The organism is Xanthomonas phaseoli pv. dieffenbachiae (assembly GCF_008639345.1).
Taxonomy (GTDB): domain Bacteria; phylum Pseudomonadota; class Gammaproteobacteria; order Xanthomonadales; family Xanthomonadaceae; genus Xanthomonas; species Xanthomonas phaseoli.
The window spans coordinates 1,653,953-1,669,475 of the sequence record NZ_CP041380.1; the positions used below are offsets into that span (position 1 = coordinate 1,653,953).

At 65.5% G+C, this 15,523-nt stretch carries 12 protein-coding genes, 1 tRNA gene and 1 pseudogene; 9 read left to right on the plus strand and 5 right to left on the minus strand.

From position 1 onward, the window contains the following. Positions 1-8 precede the first annotated feature (8 nt). Complete coding sequence (locus FLG15_RS07605) at positions 9-1,139, minus strand: homocysteine S-methyltransferase family protein (RefSeq protein ID WP_150145784.1); 1,131 nt, start codon at positions 1,137-1,139, stop codon at positions 9-11. Further along, on the minus strand, positions 1,136-2,131 hold the full coding sequence (locus tag FLG15_RS07610; RefSeq protein WP_057685053.1) for an ArsR/SmtB family transcription factor: 996 nt from the start codon (positions 2,129-2,131) through the stop codon (positions 1,136-1,138). Before FLG15_RS07610 ends, FLG15_RS07605 begins: the two co-directional genes overlap by 4 nt. 88 nt (positions 2,132-2,219) lie before the next feature. Between FLG15_RS07610 and FLG15_RS07615 the strand changes: the two genes are divergently transcribed. The 5 genes and pseudogenes from FLG15_RS07615 (at position 2,220) to FLG15_RS07635 (ending at position 5,725) form a co-directional block, all read left to right on the plus strand. Beyond that, the gene (locus tag FLG15_RS07615; RefSeq protein ID WP_057677694.1) at positions 2,220-3,401 is read left to right on the plus strand and encodes an acyl-CoA dehydrogenase family protein; all 1,182 of its coding nucleotides are present in this window, start codon (positions 2,220-2,222) and stop codon (positions 3,399-3,401) included. A gap of 74 nt (positions 3,402-3,475) precedes the next feature. After that, positions 3,476-3,541, plus strand: a complete 66-nt coding sequence (locus FLG15_RS23365; RefSeq protein ID WP_233125238.1) for a hypothetical protein — start codon at positions 3,476-3,478, stop codon at positions 3,539-3,541. Positions 3,542-3,615: 74 nt separating this feature from the next. After that, positions 3,616-3,681 (plus strand): hypothetical protein, encoded by a 66-nt coding sequence (locus FLG15_RS23370; RefSeq protein ID WP_233125238.1) that lies wholly within the window; start codon positions 3,616-3,618, stop codon positions 3,679-3,681. Between the two features lie 51 nt (positions 3,682-3,732). After that, positions 3,733-3,819: pseudogene (locus FLG15_RS07630) on the plus strand (acyl-CoA dehydrogenase family protein); the annotation flags it as partial. Positions 3,820-4,204: 385 nt separating this feature from the next. Next, on the plus strand, positions 4,205-5,725 hold the full coding sequence (locus FLG15_RS07635) for a platelet-activating factor acetylhydrolase IB subunit (protein ID WP_170922367.1): 1,521 nt from the start codon (positions 4,205-4,207) through the stop codon (positions 5,723-5,725). Between the two features lie 349 nt (positions 5,726-6,074). On the opposite strand, the gene FLG15_RS07640 is transcribed toward FLG15_RS07635, so the two are convergent. Further along, a tRNA-Leu gene (locus tag FLG15_RS07640) sits at positions 6,075-6,161 on the minus strand. 121 nt (positions 6,162-6,282) lie between these two features. On the opposite strand from FLG15_RS07640, the gene rnr reads away from it, so the two are divergent. The 4 genes from rnr (at position 6,283) to FLG15_RS07665 (ending at position 13,926) form a co-directional block, all read left to right on the plus strand. Beyond that, positions 6,283-8,811 carry a ribonuclease R gene (rnr, locus tag FLG15_RS07645; RefSeq protein WP_057677695.1) on the plus strand — a complete coding sequence of 843 codons (2,529 nt, stop codon included), beginning with the start codon at positions 6,283-6,285 and terminating at the stop codon, positions 8,809-8,811. A gap of 280 nt (positions 8,812-9,091) precedes the next feature. After that, positions 9,092-9,565: a GFA family protein gene (locus tag FLG15_RS07650; RefSeq protein ID WP_057677696.1), complete on the plus strand. Its 474-nt coding sequence runs from the start codon at positions 9,092-9,094 to the stop codon at positions 9,563-9,565. A 311-nt stretch (positions 9,566-9,876) separates the two neighbouring features. Beyond that, positions 9,877-10,626 carry a 23S rRNA (guanosine(2251)-2'-O)-methyltransferase RlmB gene (rlmB, locus tag FLG15_RS07655; protein WP_057677697.1) on the plus strand — a complete coding sequence of 250 codons (750 nt, stop codon included), beginning with the start codon at positions 9,877-9,879 and terminating at the stop codon, positions 10,624-10,626. A gap of 264 nt (positions 10,627-10,890) precedes the next feature. Beyond that, positions 10,891-13,926 carry a ligand-binding sensor domain-containing diguanylate cyclase gene (locus FLG15_RS07665; protein ID WP_057677699.1) on the plus strand — a complete coding sequence of 1,012 codons (3,036 nt, stop codon included), beginning with the start codon at positions 10,891-10,893 and terminating at the stop codon, positions 13,924-13,926. Positions 13,927-14,158: 232 nt separating this feature from the next. On the opposite strand, the gene rnt is transcribed toward FLG15_RS07665, so the two are convergent. Then, positions 14,159-14,800, minus strand: coding sequence for a ribonuclease T (gene rnt, locus FLG15_RS07670; RefSeq protein WP_104620487.1), 642 nt, complete (start codon positions 14,798-14,800; stop codon positions 14,159-14,161). A gap of 259 nt (positions 14,801-15,059) precedes the next feature. Further along, positions 15,060-15,467 (minus strand): RcnB family protein, encoded by a 408-nt coding sequence (locus FLG15_RS07675; protein WP_057677701.1) that lies wholly within the window; start codon positions 15,465-15,467, stop codon positions 15,060-15,062. Between the last annotated feature and the right edge of the window lie 56 nt (positions 15,468-15,523).

Below are 15,523 nucleotides of genomic sequence, written 5' to 3' on the forward strand. Positions count from 1 at the left end.
TTGCCGCATCACGCCGCCAACTCCTGCGTGCCGGGCAATTGGCGCGGTGGAAGATCGGCGACCGCTTCGGCGATGGCGCGGATATGGTCGGGCGAGGTACCGCAGCAGCCGCCGACCAGGTTGAGCAGGCCGGCCTGTGCGAATTCGCGTAGCGTGGCCGCCATTTCTTCCGGCGTCTCGTCGTATTCGCCGAAGGCATTCGGCAAACCGGCGTTCGGATGTGCGCTGACATAGGCGTCGGCGATCTGCGCCAACGTTTCCACGTGCGGGCGCAACTCCTTGGCGCCGAGCGCGCAATTCAGGCCGATCGACAACGGCCGGCCGTGCGCGACGGAGGCATAAAACGCTTCGGCGGTCTGTCCGGACAAGGTGCGACCGGATGCGTCGGTAATGGTGCCGGAGACCATCACCGGCAAACGCCCGCCGCGCGCTTCGAAGACCTCTTCGATCGCATACAACGCAGCCTTGGCATTGAGCGTGTCGAAGATGGTTTCCACCATCAGGGTATCGGCGCCGCCATCGATCAAGCCCTCGATCGCTTCGCGATAGGTTTCGCGCAGCGCGTCGAAACTGGTGTTGCGGTAGCCGGGATCGTTGACGTCCGGGCTGATGGAGGCGGTACGGCTGGTGGGGCCGAGCACGCCGATCACAAAGCGCGGTTTGTGCGGGGTCAACGCCTCCACTTCGTCGCAACAGGCGCGGGCGACCTGTGCGCCGGCCTTGTTCAACTCGTAGACCAGATGTTCCAGGTGATAGTCGGCCTGGCTCACCGACGTGGCGTTGAAGGTATTGGTTTCCAGCAGATCGGCACCTGCATCCAGATAGGCGCGATGAATGCCGGCAATGATCTGCGGCCGGGTCAGCAGCAGCAGATCGTTGTTGCCCTTCAAGTCGTGGCCCTGCGGTACGTGTGCGTGGTCGCAACCGGGCGCGTGCACGTGCGCACTGTCGTAGCCGTCGGCAAAACGGGTGCCGCGGTAATCCGGTTCCTGCAGGTTGTGGCGCTGGATCATGGTGCCCATCGCCCCATCGATGATGAGGATGCGCTCGCGCAACGCGGCAGTTAGCTTGGCCGCGCGCTCGGGGTGCAACCAGGGCAGCGCGTGCACAAGGGGGGAGTGGAGTGCTGCAGGCGTCATGATGCGATGCTCCGTGAGGCAGTGGTGCTGCTTTCGACGATTCCCGATTCCCGACTCCCAATTCCCGGCTTCACCGCAATCAGCGAGATCACCTCGAAATGCGGCGGTCGTTTTTCGCGCGTCACCGTCTCCAGGCTGGACACGTCCAGCCCGGCTTTTTCGACGAACTTGCGCAACTCCTTGGCAGCAAACCCCAGATTGACGTGACCGTACGCATGCACCGCGGCGCGGTGTTCGTGCTTGGCCAGGCTGCACAGCAGCAGGCGGCCGCCCGGGCGCAGCACGCGCGCCGATTCGGCCACCGCCTGCGCCGGTTTGGCCGCATAGGTCAGCGCATGCATCAGCACCACCAGGTCGAAGCTGGCATCGGGGAATGGCAGCGCATGCATGTCGCCTTCGCGCACTTCCACATTGCGGAGTTTGCGCAGGCGCTCGCTGGCGGCCGCAACCACGCGCGCGCTGGTGTCGATGCAGATGTAGCGGGTGGCATGCGGTGCCACCAGCTCGGCCAGCACGCCGTCGCCGGAAGCGATATCGAGTACGTCGCCGGTTTCCAGCAGGGGCAGGGCGGTGCGCGCCAGCGCTTCCCAGGTGCGTCCGGGCGAGTAATGCCGTTCCATGTCGCCAGCCACCGAATCGGCCCAGTTCTGGTCCGCGGCACGGTTGGCCAGCACGGCGGCCACGCGCTCGGCATCCTGGCGCAATAACGGATCGTCGCTGCCTGTGCTCAGCGCCAGCCAGAGCGCCCGCTGGGCCGGGTCCAGCGACACTTCGTCGAAGCGGTAATACGCCGACACCCCGGCGCGGCGGTCGCGGACCAGCCCGGCTTCCTTGAGTTTGGCCAGGTGCGTGGACACCCGCGGCTGCGCCAGGCGGGTGATGGCCGACAGCTCGGCCACGGTGAGTTCTTCCTGCTCCAGCAAGGCCAGCAGGCGCACTCGGGTGGCGTCGGCAAACACCTTCAGGCGGGCCGACCAGTCTTCCAGATCCATGAATATCTCTATATCGCGATATGGAGATATTTTCGGTCCGGCGGCAGGTGCGGTCAACTACATACGCATGCGAATGGTTGGCGCTACAATGGGGCTCAGCTCAGGCCTGAAGGGGTGCGACGTGGATTTCAGCTTTACCGAAGAACAATTGATGATCCAGGATGTGGCGCGCCGCATCGCCCAGGAAAAGATCGCGCCCAGCGCCGAGCACTTCGACCGTAGCGGCGAGTTCCCGCTGGAAAATATCCGCCTGCTGGGCGAAAACGGCCTGATGGGCATCGAGGTGCCGGTCGACTGCGGCGGCGCCGGCATGGACCCGATCAGTTACGCGTTGGCGATGATCGAAATCGCCGCGGCCGACGGCGCGCATTCCACCATCGTCTCGGTCAACAATTCGCTGTTTTGCACCGGCATTTTGAAGAACGGCAGCGAAGCGCAGAAGCAGCTCTATGTGCGCGCGATTGCCGAAGGCACCCACATCGGTGCCTTCGCGCTGACCGAGCCGCAGTCCGGCTCGGATGCCTCGGCAATGCGCTGCCGCGCGGTCAAGCAGGCCGATGGCAGCTTCGTCATCAATGGCAAGAAGAGCTGGATCACCTCCGGCCCGGTCGCCAAGTACATCGTTTTATTTGCGGTAACCGAGCCGGACAAGGGCTCGCGCGGCATCACCGCCTTCATGGTCGACACCGACCGCGCCGGTTTTCACCGCGGCAAGACCGAACCCAAGCTCGGCATCCGCGCCTCGGCCACTTGCGAAATCGAGTTTGCCGATTACGTTGCGCAGCCCGACGACGTGCTGGGCGTAGAAGGCGAGGGCTTCAAGACTGCGATGAGCGTGCTGGATGCCGGGCGCATCGGCATTGCGTCGCAGGCGGTCGGGATTGCACGCGCGGCGTATGAGGCCACGCTGGCCTACGTGAAGGAACGCAAGGCATTTGGCGCGGCCATCGGCACGTTCCAGATGACCCAGGCCAAGATCGCCGACATGAAGTGCAAGCTGGATGCAGCGCTGCTGCTGACGTTGCGCGCGGCGTGGTTGAAAGGGCAGGGGCAGAAGTTCGGTACCGAAGCGGCCGTGGCCAAGCTAACCGCATCCGAGGCGGCGATGTGGATCACCCATCAGGCCGTGCAAATTCATGGCGGCATGGGGTATTCGAAAGAAATGCCGCTGGAGCGCTACTTCCGCGACGCCAAGATCACCGAAATCTACGAGGGCACCTCGGAGATCCAGCGCCTGGTGATCGCGCGCGGCGAGACCGGCCTGCGCTGAGGTCGACCGCGCTCCAGCGCTGACGCTACGCGCGGCAACGCTGGAGCGCTCTCCGCGACGCCAAGATCACCGAAATCTACGAGGGCACCTCGGAAATCCAGCGCCTGGTGATCGCGCGTGGCGAGACCGGCCTGCGCTGAGGTCGACCGCGCTCCAGCGCTGCCGCTACGCGCGGCAACGCTGGAGCGCTCTCCGCGACGCCAAGATCACCGAAATCTACGAGGGCACCTCGGAGATCCAGCGCTTGGTGATCGCGCGCGGCGAGACCGGCCTGCGCTGAGGTCGACCGCGCTCCAGCGCTGCCGCTACGCGGCAACGCTGGAGCGCTCTCCGCGATGCCAAAATTACCGAAATCTACGAGGGCACCTCGGAAATCCAACGCCTGGTGATTGCGCGCGGCGAGACCGGCCTGCGCTGAGGTCGACCGCACTCCAGCGCTGCCGCTACACGTGGCAACGCTGGAGCGCTCTCCGCGATGCCACGATCGCCCAGATCCACAAAGGTGCTCCCGAAATCCGTGGTGACCGCTCCGGCGTCGGTGTGTACTCGATCGCCAGGTATCGCTTGGTAGGAGCGTGCCCGCGTGCGACGAAGCGTTGTCGATCAGTCCACATCGCGCGCAGGCATGCTCCTGCACCGGCTGGCGCGCGTGGCCTGGATGCAGTTGCCTTGCGTGAGCCGCCGAGCCGCCCGCACACATTCGCTATCGCGCAGCGCCTGAGCACGGGCGCTGCATGGGCACGCTTGTCGTTCGCTGCGCCCGCGGACCACAATCGCCGCTTCTTCCCGCTGCTGGTGCGCGCATGTTCCGGTCGTTGCACGCTGTGCTTTCCCGTCCTTTGCTGTCTGCCGTCGCGCCCGCGCTGGTGTGCTGCGCGCTATTGCTGGTCTGCGCCACGGCAGGTGCGCAGACGCCGCCTTCGATCGTGCCAACCGATCGTCTGCGCGAGTCCTGGTGGGCGCAGCGGCATGCGCAGGTGCTGGAACAGGTCAAGCAGCACCCGGATACCAAGTTGCTGCTGATCGGCGATTCGATCACTCAAAACTACGAAAAAGCCAAGGCGCCGGACGAAGACTTCCAACCGACCTGGCAAACCTTCTACGGCAGCCGCGGTGCGCTCAATCTGGGTTTCAGTGGCGACGGCACCGAAAACGTGCTGTGGCGGCTGGCCAATGGCGAAGTCGACGGGCTGCAGCCGAAGGTCGCGCTGGTGCTGATCGGCACCAACAACACCGGCCATCTCAGTCAAACTGCCGAACAGACCCAACTGGGTATCGATGCGGTGGTCGCGACGATCGAACAGAAGCTGCCGCGCACGCACATCCTCCTGCTGAGCGTGTTGCCCAGCGATCTCTCCAGCGAAAAATCGCGTCGCGATGTACAGATCAATCAGGGCCTGGCCGTGCGTTACGGCGACAATCCGCGCGTGACCTATCTGGATGTGAGCTCGGTTTTCCAGTGCGACGGCAAGCTGCGCACCGAGCTGTTTTACGACACCCGGTTCCGTCCGGCGGCCGGTGCCTTGCATCCAGACACGCGGGGGCAGCGCATGCTGGCCGAAGCGATCGAGCCCACGCTGGCGCGGCTGCTGGGCGAGCCACCGGTCAAGCCGGTGGCCGAACTCGGTCGTGACGCGGCGACCTCGCTGATGCCGGTCGACTGGCTGGAGCAGGATTCCTACGACTGGTACGCACGCCACCACGCGGCGCTAGCCGTTGCGCGCAGCCTGAAGCCGGAGGTGGTGATGATCGGCGACTCGATCACCCATTTCTGGTCCGGGCCGCCGCAGGCCACCCGTGTCAGTGGCCCGGAATCGTGGCAATGGCTGTATGGCACGCGACCGGTGCTGAATCTGGGCTTCGGCTGGGATCGCACGCAAAATGTGCTGTGGCGCATCCGCCAGGGCGAACTCGACGGCCTGGATCCGCAATGGGTGGTGTTGCATATCGGCACCAACAATCTCACCGGCACCGCCCAGTCGCGCGCCAGCACCCCGGCCGAGACTGCCCAGGGCGTGGAGGCGGTGGTCGCCGAGCTGCGTCGCCGCTTGCCCAACAGCAAGCTGATCCTGATGGCGATCATGCCGCGTGGCCGCAACGCCGACGATGCGCGGCGCGCGCCGATCGCCGAGACAAACCGACTGCTGGTTGCGCGCTATGCCAAGGATCCAGCGGTGCAGTTGGTCGATATCGGCCCGAAGATGCTGCAGCCCGACGGCACGCTGCCCGACGCGTTGATGCCCGATGGCACACATCCCAGCGAGTCCGGCTACCGCATCTGGGCGCAGGCGCTGCGCGACGCGGGGATTACCGCTGCGCCGTAACGGGGGCGGCACGCCGGGGTGTTCATGGAAAGGCGAGCGCGGCTGGTAAGTGGTGCAGTGCGGCCGCCCGCGCGCCGCTGCATCGTGCGGGCCGACAGTCGCGCTTGATTTTTAGCATTGCGCGGGCCCGCATTCCTGCATGGAGCTGGTAACGGCCAACCGGCTCAAGCCGGGCCTTCTGCGTCTCAGGTACGGCCGGGCATGGCCTGGTCTGCAGTTCCAACGCCGAACGGCCGAGCCGGGGGCCGGGCTCCCGGCAAGGGCTTGGCGCGGCAATCGAGTGCAGAGCACTGCATGTTCGAACCCCAGAAACCAGAAGACCCCCGATTGCTCGGAGGTCTTTTTAAACTGGTGCCCAGAAGAGGACTCGAACCTCCACGAAGTTGCCCCCGCTAGCACCTGAAGCTAGTGCGTCTACCAATTCCGCCACCTGGGCAGGTGAGCCGCGAATTTTGCAGGCTCCTGGAAGTCTTGTCAATGGTTTCTATACGGCAATCCTCGGCGGTCGCGCCGGCCTTGCCGCCCATCTCGCCGCGCCACGCAGTACCATGTAGGCAATGACAAAGAAAAAAACCCCAGATTCCGATCGGCCGAGTCGCCGCAAATCCACCGGCGCAGGCGATTCCAGCACTGCCGAACAGCAGAAGTTGCCGGGCTGGATGCCAGACTTCCTGGTCCGCGCCGCAGCCGGCGCATCGACCAAGTCCGCCGACAAGCGCGCTGCCGACAAAGCATCCAACCCCTCCAAAGCCTCGCCCCAGCCGGCGGCCGCGCCGCCTGCGCCGCGCGCCCCGCATCCGCGCAAGAGTGGTCCGTCTGCGCCGCCGCCGGAACGCTTCCAGACCGCTGCGCCTGCGACTGCCGAATTCAAGGATCCGCATGCCGAGCGCGAGGCGCTTCGGTATGCCGAGCCGATTGCCAGCCGCGAGGCCATCCTGCAATTGCTTGAAGCCTGCGACGGTCCGCAGACCGCCGAAGAAATTGCCGAGCAGCTCAATCTGAGTGGCCGCATCGATGCGCTGGGCAAGCGTCTGGCCGCAATGGTGCGCGAAGCGCAACTGGTGCAGAACCGCCGCGGCGGCTACGCGCCGGTGCAGCAGACCAGCCTGATCGCCGGTGTGGTCATCGCCAATCCGGAGGGCTTCGGTTTCCTCAAGCCCGACGAGGGCGGCGATGACCTGTTCCTGCCGCCGTTCGAAATGCGCAAAGTCATGCATGGCGACCGCGCGCTGGCCAATGTCACCGGCATCGACCGCCGCGGCCGTCGCGAAGGCGCCATCGCGCGCGTGCTCGAGCGTGGCATGTCGCGCATGCTGGGGCGTTTTTTCTATGAGCACGGTGTGGCTTACGTCGACCCCGACGACAAGCGCATCCAGCGCAATGTGCAGATCGCCCCGGACGGTATCGGCGAGGCACGCGAAGGCCAATTGGTGGTTTGCGAACTGATCGCGCCGCCGGACGCGCGTCGCCCGGCGATCGGCAAGATCATCGCGGTGCTGGGTGACAAGCTGACGCCGTCGCTGGTGGTTGAAATGGCCATCCACGGCCACGAACTGCCGCACGAATTCCCGCAGGAAGTGCTGGACGAAGCCGCGGCCGTGCCGCTGGTGGTCGAGCCACAGATGATCGGTGGGCGCGTGGACCTGCGGCAGATGCCACTGGTCACCATCGATGGCGAAGACGCCAAGGATTTCGATGACGCAGTGTATTGCGAGCCCAACGCCGACGGCTTCCGTCTGGTGGTGGCAATCGCTGATGTGTCCAACTACGTGCGTCCCGGGACGCCGCTGGACGACGAGGCGCAAAAGCGTGCCACCTCGGTGTATTTCCCCGGCTTCGTGGTGCCGATGCTGCCGGAAACGCTGTCCAACGGCATCTGCTCGCTGATGCCCAAGGTCGACCGCATGTGTTTCGTCTGCGATATGCAGGTGGGCCGCGATGGCGAAGTGACCGGCTCGCGCTTCTACGAAGCGGTGATGAATTCGCACGCACGCCTGACCTATAACCAGGTCTGGAAGGCGGTGGGCGAGGACGATGCCGACACCAAGGCCTTCATCGGCCCGCTGTTGCCGCAGGTGCAGCGCCTGCATCAGCTGTATCACGTGCTGTCGAAGGCGCGCACGCAGCGCGGGGCGATTGAGTTCGAAACCTCCGAAGTGCGCTTCGTGCTCGACAACACCGGCGAAGTCACCCAGGCCGGCATGCTGGTGCGCAACGATGCCCACAAGCTCATCGAAGAATGCATGATCGCCGCCAACGTCGAGGCGGCGCGCTACCTGCTGAGCGTGCACGTGCCCGCGCCTTACCGTGTGCATGAGCGCCCGCCGGAGAGCAAGTACGAAGACCTGCTGGAGTTCCTCAAGGAGTTCCAGCTGAGCTTGCCGGCATGGAGCAAGGTGCGCCCCGGCGACTACACCAAGTTGCTGAAAAAAGTGCGCGCCCGCCCGGATGCGGCGTTGCTGGAATCGGTGTTGCTGCGCAGCCAGAGCCTGGCGGTGTATTCGCCGGAGAACAACGGCCATTTCGGTCTGGCGTTGGAGGCATACGCGCATTTCACCTCGCCGATCCGCCGTTATCCGGACCTGCTGGTGCACCGCGCGATCAAGCACGCGCTGACCGGCGCCAGCCGGGAAAAATTCATCTACACGCCGCGGCAGATGGCGGCACTGGCGCTGCAATGCTCCGAGCGTGGACGGCGTGCCGATGAAGCCGAGCGCGAAGTGGACGAGCGCTACCGCGCAGCGTGGATGGAAAAGCACGTCGGTGGCCAGTTCGATGGCGTGATCAGCGGTGTGACAGGATTTGGTTTGTTCGTGGAGTTGACGCAGTCCAAGGTCAACGGACTGGTGCATGTCACGCAGCTGCCGCAGGACTATTACCAGTTCGATCCGATTCGCAAGACGCTCAGCGGCGAGCGCCGTGGTCGCGAGTTCCGCCTTGGCGACCCGGTGCGCGTGCTGGTGCTCAAGGCCAGCATGGAGGAGCGCAAGATCGACTTCCGCCTGGCCGAAGAAAATGGCGCAGCGCCCGAAGCGCCGCTGCCGCCACGCGAGAAGCCGACCAAGCGCAAAAAGAAATCGTACTGAGATGCAGAACGCCGCTGCGGGCCGCCGAAACGGCAGCCCGCCACGCGAGGTGGTGACAAGAGCAGCCACTAACAATTGAGTGCGGGTGGTCGGGTAGGTGTAGACGACGCTGATGAACCGCAGCGTGCCGGCGCTTCCGGCCAGGTCCCACTCCCACTGCCAGCCGCGTCCGCTTGGTGATGAGCGCAGTCGTGTTATTAGCTGTTAGCAAAGCAGGTGGGGCCATTGCAGGGAAGCGGGTCTGCAATGGTGTCCGTAATAGACTGACGCGGAGCAGGGCATGGACACTTCAAGCGAATATAGCGGTGGCTGCCAGTGCGGGGCGGTGCGGTTTCATGTGCGTGGTGCGTTGATGGACGCTTCGATCTGCCATTGCCGCATGTGCCAGAAGGCATTCGGCGCGTATTACGCGCCGCTGGTGTCAGTACGAGGCACCGAGTTTCGCTGGACCCGTGGCGAGCCCAGGCGCTTCGCATCGTCGAACGTCGTGCAGCGCGGTTTTTGCGCCGACTGCGGCACGCCATTGACGTATGAGGCACCCGACGGCGTGGCAGTTGCGGCAGGTGCCTTCGATATGCCGGAGCGGCTGCCGCCGCATATCCAATATGGTTTGGATCGCAAGCTGCCCTTCGTCGATGGCCTGGCGCAGCTGCCCACGCGTCCACCCGAAGACGATGCCGCCGCGGAGGCTTTTTTGGCCAGCGTGGTGTCGCGGCAGCATCCGGATCACGACACTGCGCATTGGCCTGCGTGAGACATCGCCCTGGTTGGAGTGTGCTGCTGATCGCGGCATGCGAGCAGTAACGGCGAAACCTCGCTCGCGGCTGCACTCGCCGCGGCAAGACGCGCCGGTGCACCGACTGGCAGGCATCCATCGGCACAAGGGGGTGCGCGGCCAGCATGCGGTCCAATGCAGGCATGCGCCCTCGACCTCGGGCGCTGCGCGTCCAGTACCAGTGCCATCGCCGCATCGCGTCGTTGGCATCGCCGGGCTGCATGCCCCGGCCGTGACGTGACAGGCCGCAAGCCCTACCATTCCCCTTTACCTTTTCGTATGCCCGCGCAATGAGCAAGCAGAACCAGTGGATCGTCGGCGTCAATGCTGTCGCCTCGTCCGTCGAGAACGACGCCGACAACGTGCGCGAGGTGTTGATCGAGGCCGGCAGCAAGAACCCGCGCCTGACCGAGATCGAGGAACAGGCGCGCCGCAAGGGCATCGACGTGCGCCGGGTCAACACGCAGGCGCTGGACGGCGTGGGCGGGCAGGTGCGCCACCAGGGCGTGGCCGCACGCTATGCCGCCGCGCGGCTATGGGCCGAGAACGAGCTGGAAGGGTTGGTCGAGGCCGCCGAAGGACGCGCGTTGGTGCTGATCCTCGATGGCGTGCAGGACCCGCACAACCTTGGCGCATGCCTGCGCAGTGCGGCAGCAGCGGGCGTCACCGCGGTGGTGATTCCCAAGGACAAGTCGGCCACGGTGAACGCCACCGTGCGCAAGACCTCCGCCGGTGCGGCCGACCGCATTCCGGTGGTGGCGGTGACCAACCTGGCGCGCTGCCTGCGCGACCTGCAGAAGCAGGGGGTGTGGTTGTATGGCTTGGCCGGCGAAGCACAGGCTTCGTTGTATAGCGTGGATCTGCGCGGCAATGTCGGGCTGGTGCTGGGTGGCGAGGCCGATGGCCTGCGCCGTCTCACCCGCGAGCACTGCGATGGCCTGGTCAAGATCCCAATGCCCGGCGAAATCGAAAGCCTCAATGTGTCGGTCGCGACCGGTGTGACCTTGTTCGAGGCCGTGCGCCAGCGCCTGGGCACCTAACGGCCTGCATGCATCAGGTGCGGGCGCAGGCGTGCCGGCCTGCGTATCGCACGCGCGTTAGGCGATGCACCGCAGCGCCAACGCTTGATCGTTGCATTGCCGATGGGCAACTGCGCAATGTTCCGCGCAGATGCAGGTCGCGGGGCGCTGCCAGGCGCACGCGCAGGGAGTTGCAGCAAGGCTTTCCAGACCTGCGCAGACATCGTCGAACGCAGTGCGACGTTTTTGCCTACCATATCGCCAGCGAACGGCGCGTTGTGTGTGATGAACGATGGGGTGGGCGCCTGGCAAACAGGCGAGAGCAGTTGCGGCGTCCAGGCGTCAGCACGACGAAACAACAGACGCCAGCAGCGCTGGCTCGGTGTCGGCGCCTGCCTGCTGCTGGCGCTGTGTTCGCTTGTTGCGGCTGCCTCGCCGGCCGGAACGGCGCGCTTGCGCGATTACGCCATCGACAGCTGGAGTTCGCGCAACGGGCTCCCGCACAACTCCTTGCGCGACATCGCCCAGACCCGCGACGGGTATCTGTGGTTCGCGACCTGGGAAGGCCTGGTGCGCTACAACGGGCTGGAATTCAGCGTGATCGACCGCAGCACGCGCCCGGGGCTGCCCGATAACGGCGTCGGTGCGCTGTATGTAGATCGCGATGGCGCGCTGTGGCTGAGCGATGCGCGCGGCAATCTGGTCCGGCATGGTGCCGACGGACAATGGCGACAGTGGCAGCGGCAAGGGCAGTGGCCGCAGGCGTTGATCCATGCCATGACCATGGATGCCGAAGGCCGCATGTGGCTGTTGTTCGAAGGGCACGGGCTGGGTTGCCTGTGGCCGGATGGGCGCTTCGACTATTTCCCGCCGCACGATGACGCACCGCTGCAGAGCAGCTTTCCGCGCATGGCGGTCGATGCGCAGGGGCGCTTGTTGATCGGTACCTTCGATGGATTGATCTATCGCGAACCGGATGGGCGCATGCACCGCGCGCCGGCCGCGTTCGGGTTTCCACCGGGGTTGGCATGGCCGTATCGCGCAACGGACGGCACGGTGTGGGTGGTTGCGGGCGATCAGCTGTATCGCCTGCAGGGCGAGCGCGCCGAGCTGGTGCATCGGGTGCCGGGGCAGGGCCACTTCACCGCGATGCTGCAGGATCGCCACGGCGACCTGTGGCTGGGCAGCGAAAACCAGGGGCTGCTGCGGATCGGGCCTTACGGCGTGGAGCATCTGCCGGCCGGTCGCAGCCTGCCGACCGGGCGCATCGTCAGCCTGCGAGAGGACGCCGAAGGCAGTATCTGGGTCGGCGCCAACGGCGGTCTGTTCCGGCTACGCGAGACCTTGTTCAGCAGCTACAGCCAGCGCGATGGATTAAGCGGCGACTACAGCCGTGCCATGTTGGAAGACCGCGATGGCAGCCTGTGGATCGCCGGAACCGCCGGCCTGGACCGGATGCTGCCGGACGGGCGCATCGTGCCGGTGCCGGTGGTCACACCCTCCCGGCGACGCCTTTCGGTGCTCAGTCTGGCGTTGGACCGGCGCGGCGATCTCTGGGTGGGCACCTATGCCGATGGCGTGTTCGTATTGCGCGCTGGGCGCGTGCTGCGCCACTACGGCGAGGCCGAGGGCATTCCCGGCGGGCATATCCGCGCGATCGTGATCGACGACCGCGATGCGGTATGGCTGGCAACCCAGCGTGGCGTGGTGCAGCTGGTGGATGGCAAGCGCGCGCCGTTGGCGATCGCAGGCTTGCCTGTCAGCGTGGTGACCGCATTGGCCAGCGTCGATGGCGCGGTGTGGATCGGTTCGGTCGATGGTGCGGCAGTGCTGCGCAACGGCAAGCTGCGCCAGTTGAATCTGGAGCAACTGGGCGGCGCGCGCAGCGTGTTCGGGTTTCAGGCCATCGGCGATGCCATGTGGATTGCGACCGACCGCGGTCTGTATCGCGAGCGCAATGGCGTGCTCGCCCGCGTCGGGCTGGAGCAGGGCATGCCGGTTGACACGGTGTTCCAGCTTGTCGAAGACCGGCTTGGCAATGCGTGGATCAGCAGCAACCGCGGCGTGCTGCGTACCGAATTCAAGACGCTCGATGCAGTGGCCGATGGGCGCGGCACGCTCGCGATCGAACGCTATGGCGAGATCGACGGCATGGGCAATGCGCAGGCCAACGGTAGTTCCGGCCCCAGCCTGTTGCGGCGTGCCGACGGCACGGTGTGGGTGGTGACAGCTGGCGGGGTGAGCATGGTCGATCCCTCGCGTCTGCAGCGCTTTCGCGAACGTCGCCCGCCGCCGGCAGTGATCGAGAACGTGCAGCAAGATGGCAACCCGTTGGTGTGGCGCCAGCGCGCACAATTGCCTGGCGGGCATCGCTTGAACGTGTCCTACGTCGGCATGAGCTTTCTGCTGCCGGAGCGAATCGAATACCGCACCCGACTGGAAGGCCTGGACAATACCTGGACAGAACGCGGCCGGCAGCGCAGCGTGGAATTCATCGGCCTGCCGCCGGGCCGATATCGTCTACACGTGGCTGCGCGCCATCCGGGCGGGGCATGGAGCCCGCACGAAGCGGTGTGGGCGTTCGAGGTATTGCCGCTGTGGTGGCAACGCCAGGATGTGCGCTTTGCCGCGGCGCTGGGGGCGCTCTTGCTGCTGGCCTTGCTGTATCGCGTGTTGCTGCATCGCTACCAGACCCATAACGCGCGCCTGGCCGAGCTGGTGCGCAAGCGCACCGAAGACCTGCAACGGCAGGCGCAGCGTTTGCTGCAGGCCAACCAGGAAAAGAGCGAACTCTTGACGCGTTTGCGCATCAAGTCCGATGTGTTCGAGCGCCAGGCGCACGAAGATGCGTTGACCGGGCTGCCAAACCGTCGCCATTTCGACGAAGCGCTGGCGCGCGATATCAGCCGTGCAAGGCGCAGTGCGCGGCCGCTGGTGCTGGCGATTCTGGATATCGATCACTTCAAGCGCATCAACGACCATTATTCGCACGCCAGCGGCGATGCGGTTCTGCACGAGGTGGGAGTGCTCCTGACCGCGGCCGCGCGCGCCTCGGATCTGCCGGCCCGCCTGGGCGGCGAAGAATTCGCGCTGCTATTGGCCGACACCACGTTGGACGAGGCACAGGCGCTCTGCCTGCGCATCCGCGCGCTCTTCCATGCCCGCCACAACTGGGCCAGCGTCGAGGGCTTGCAGGTGACCTTCAGCGCCGGTGTTGCCGCGCTGCGCGACGACGAGACCGGCTCGTCGCTGATGCAGCGTGCCGATCATGCCTTGTACGAGGCCAAGAGCGCCGGCCGCGATCGGATCTGTGTGGGTTAGACGCCGGGATTCGGGAATCGGGATTTGGGATTCGCAACGGCAGTGCAGGTGTTCCTTCTCCTGCACGAGAAAGTGCCCAGAAAGGCGGATGAGGCTACGGCAGCAAGCAGCCGTGCTGCGTCGTGATCAGACGGTTGCGGCTCGTGTTTGGTAAACGTACGCGATTGGCCGCCTCAATCCAGAAACCACGACGCTTCTACCAATCCCGAATGCCCACTCCCGCATCCCGCCCTCACACCGGCCCGGGCCAGGCGTTGGCGATCTTGCAGAACAGGCGTGCGGTTTGTTCGGTGTCGTAGACCGCGCTGTGGGCGTCGGCGGCATTCCAGTCCAGTCCTGCGGCCTGGGCGGCGCGTGCCAGCACGGTCTGGCCGTAGGCCACGCCAGCCAACGTCACCGTGTCGAACACGCTGAAAGGATGAAACGGGTTGCGTTTGTGGCCCACGCGCGCCACGGCCGCGTTGAGAAAATTCAGGTCGAAATGGGCGTTGTGGCCGACCAGGATTGCGCGCTGGCAGCCGTATTTCTTCACTGCCGCGCGCACCGGCGCGAACACATGATCCAGCGCGTCCTTTTCCTGTTTCGCGAAGCGGAACGGGTGGTCGAGCACGATTCCGGTGATTTCCAGCGACTTCGGGTCGATCTCCAGCCCGGGCGCCGGTACCAGGTGGGCGCTGGCGGTCTCGCCGGGAAAGAAGCGTCCATCGGCATCCATTTCGATCGGCACGCAGGCGATCTCCAGCAGTGCGTGCCTGTTCCAGTCGAACCCGCCGGTTTCCACATCCACCACCACGGGCAGATAGCCACGAAAGCGGCGCGACATCGGCAAAAAGGAGGGGGCAGGCTGTGCATCGACCGGTTCGTTCATCCGCATAGCCTAGCAGGTCGCACGCCGGGCTCTGCCCTGGCTGCAGCTGGCACGCTCACACCGGCGGCAGCGCAGACCCACGCGATCCGGTGCATGACCTAACGCCACTGGCCTTGGCATGCATTGCCGCCCCACTGTCTGCAAGCGTGTTTCTCGAGCCGGGCGACTGCAGACCACGCAGCGGCCGTCGCCCCATACCGAAACGAAGAGGCCCGATCCGCGTTGCCACGGACCGGGCCTGCCTAACGACACGGTGAGCGAGCGCTTAGCGAGCCGCGACGACGCTGGCAATCAGCCCGGTGGCGACTGCGATCAGCACATACGTGTTGTCCACCCGACGCCATTCGTGCCCGCGCGGCGGCGGCTTGAGATGATGCTTGTGGTAGTCGGCAACGCGGCTGCCACGATGGTACGGCGCCAGCCGCTCGCCGCGGCGATACGGCGGGCCGCGCCGGTCGTTGCGATGATCGTCGTGATGTGCGTTGCGGCGGTCGTCGTGCCGGTCGTCGCGATGGTCGTCACGATGGTCGCCACGGCGATCAGGGCCATGTTCGTCGTGACGCTGCGCATCGCGGTCACGGTCGTGATCGAGGTCGTGCTGCTGCGGCGCTGCAAACGCTGCGCCAGAGGTCAGCAGCGTCAAGGCCATGAAAGATCCAATGAAGCGTTTCATCAGCGGACTCCTGCGTCGCAGGAAATGCCTGTGCACCTGCACCCTAGAAGTTCCAA

Excerpts from the sequence above, each read along its gene's own strand:
- FLG15_RS07605 (WP_150145784.1), bottom strand. The coding sequence starts at position 1,139 with ATGACGCCTGCAGCACTCCACTCCCCCCTTGTGCACGCGCTGCCCTGG.
- FLG15_RS07610 (WP_057685053.1), bottom strand. The coding sequence starts at position 2,131 with ATGGATCTGGAAGACTGGTCGGCCCGCCTGAAGGTGTTTGCCGACGCC.
- FLG15_RS07615 (WP_057677694.1), top strand. The coding sequence starts at position 2,220 with ATGGGGCTCAGCTCAGGCCTGAAGGGGTGCGACGTGGATTTCAGCTTT.
- FLG15_RS07635 (WP_170922367.1), top strand. The coding sequence starts at position 4,205 with ATGTTCCGGTCGTTGCACGCTGTGCTTTCCCGTCCTTTGCTGTCTGCC.
- rnr (WP_057677695.1), top strand. The coding sequence starts at position 6,283 with ATGACAAAGAAAAAAACCCCAGATTCCGATCGGCCGAGTCGCCGCAAA.
- FLG15_RS07650 (WP_057677696.1), top strand. The coding sequence starts at position 9,092 with ATGGACACTTCAAGCGAATATAGCGGTGGCTGCCAGTGCGGGGCGGTG.
- rlmB (WP_057677697.1), top strand. The coding sequence starts at position 9,877 with ATGAGCAAGCAGAACCAGTGGATCGTCGGCGTCAATGCTGTCGCCTCG.
- FLG15_RS07665 (WP_057677699.1), top strand. The coding sequence starts at position 10,891 with ATGAACGATGGGGTGGGCGCCTGGCAAACAGGCGAGAGCAGTTGCGGC.
- rnt (WP_104620487.1), bottom strand. The coding sequence starts at position 14,800 with ATGCGGATGAACGAACCGGTCGATGCACAGCCTGCCCCCTCCTTTTTG.
- FLG15_RS07675 (WP_057677701.1), bottom strand. The coding sequence starts at position 15,467 with ATGAAACGCTTCATTGGATCTTTCATGGCCTTGACGCTGCTGACCTCT.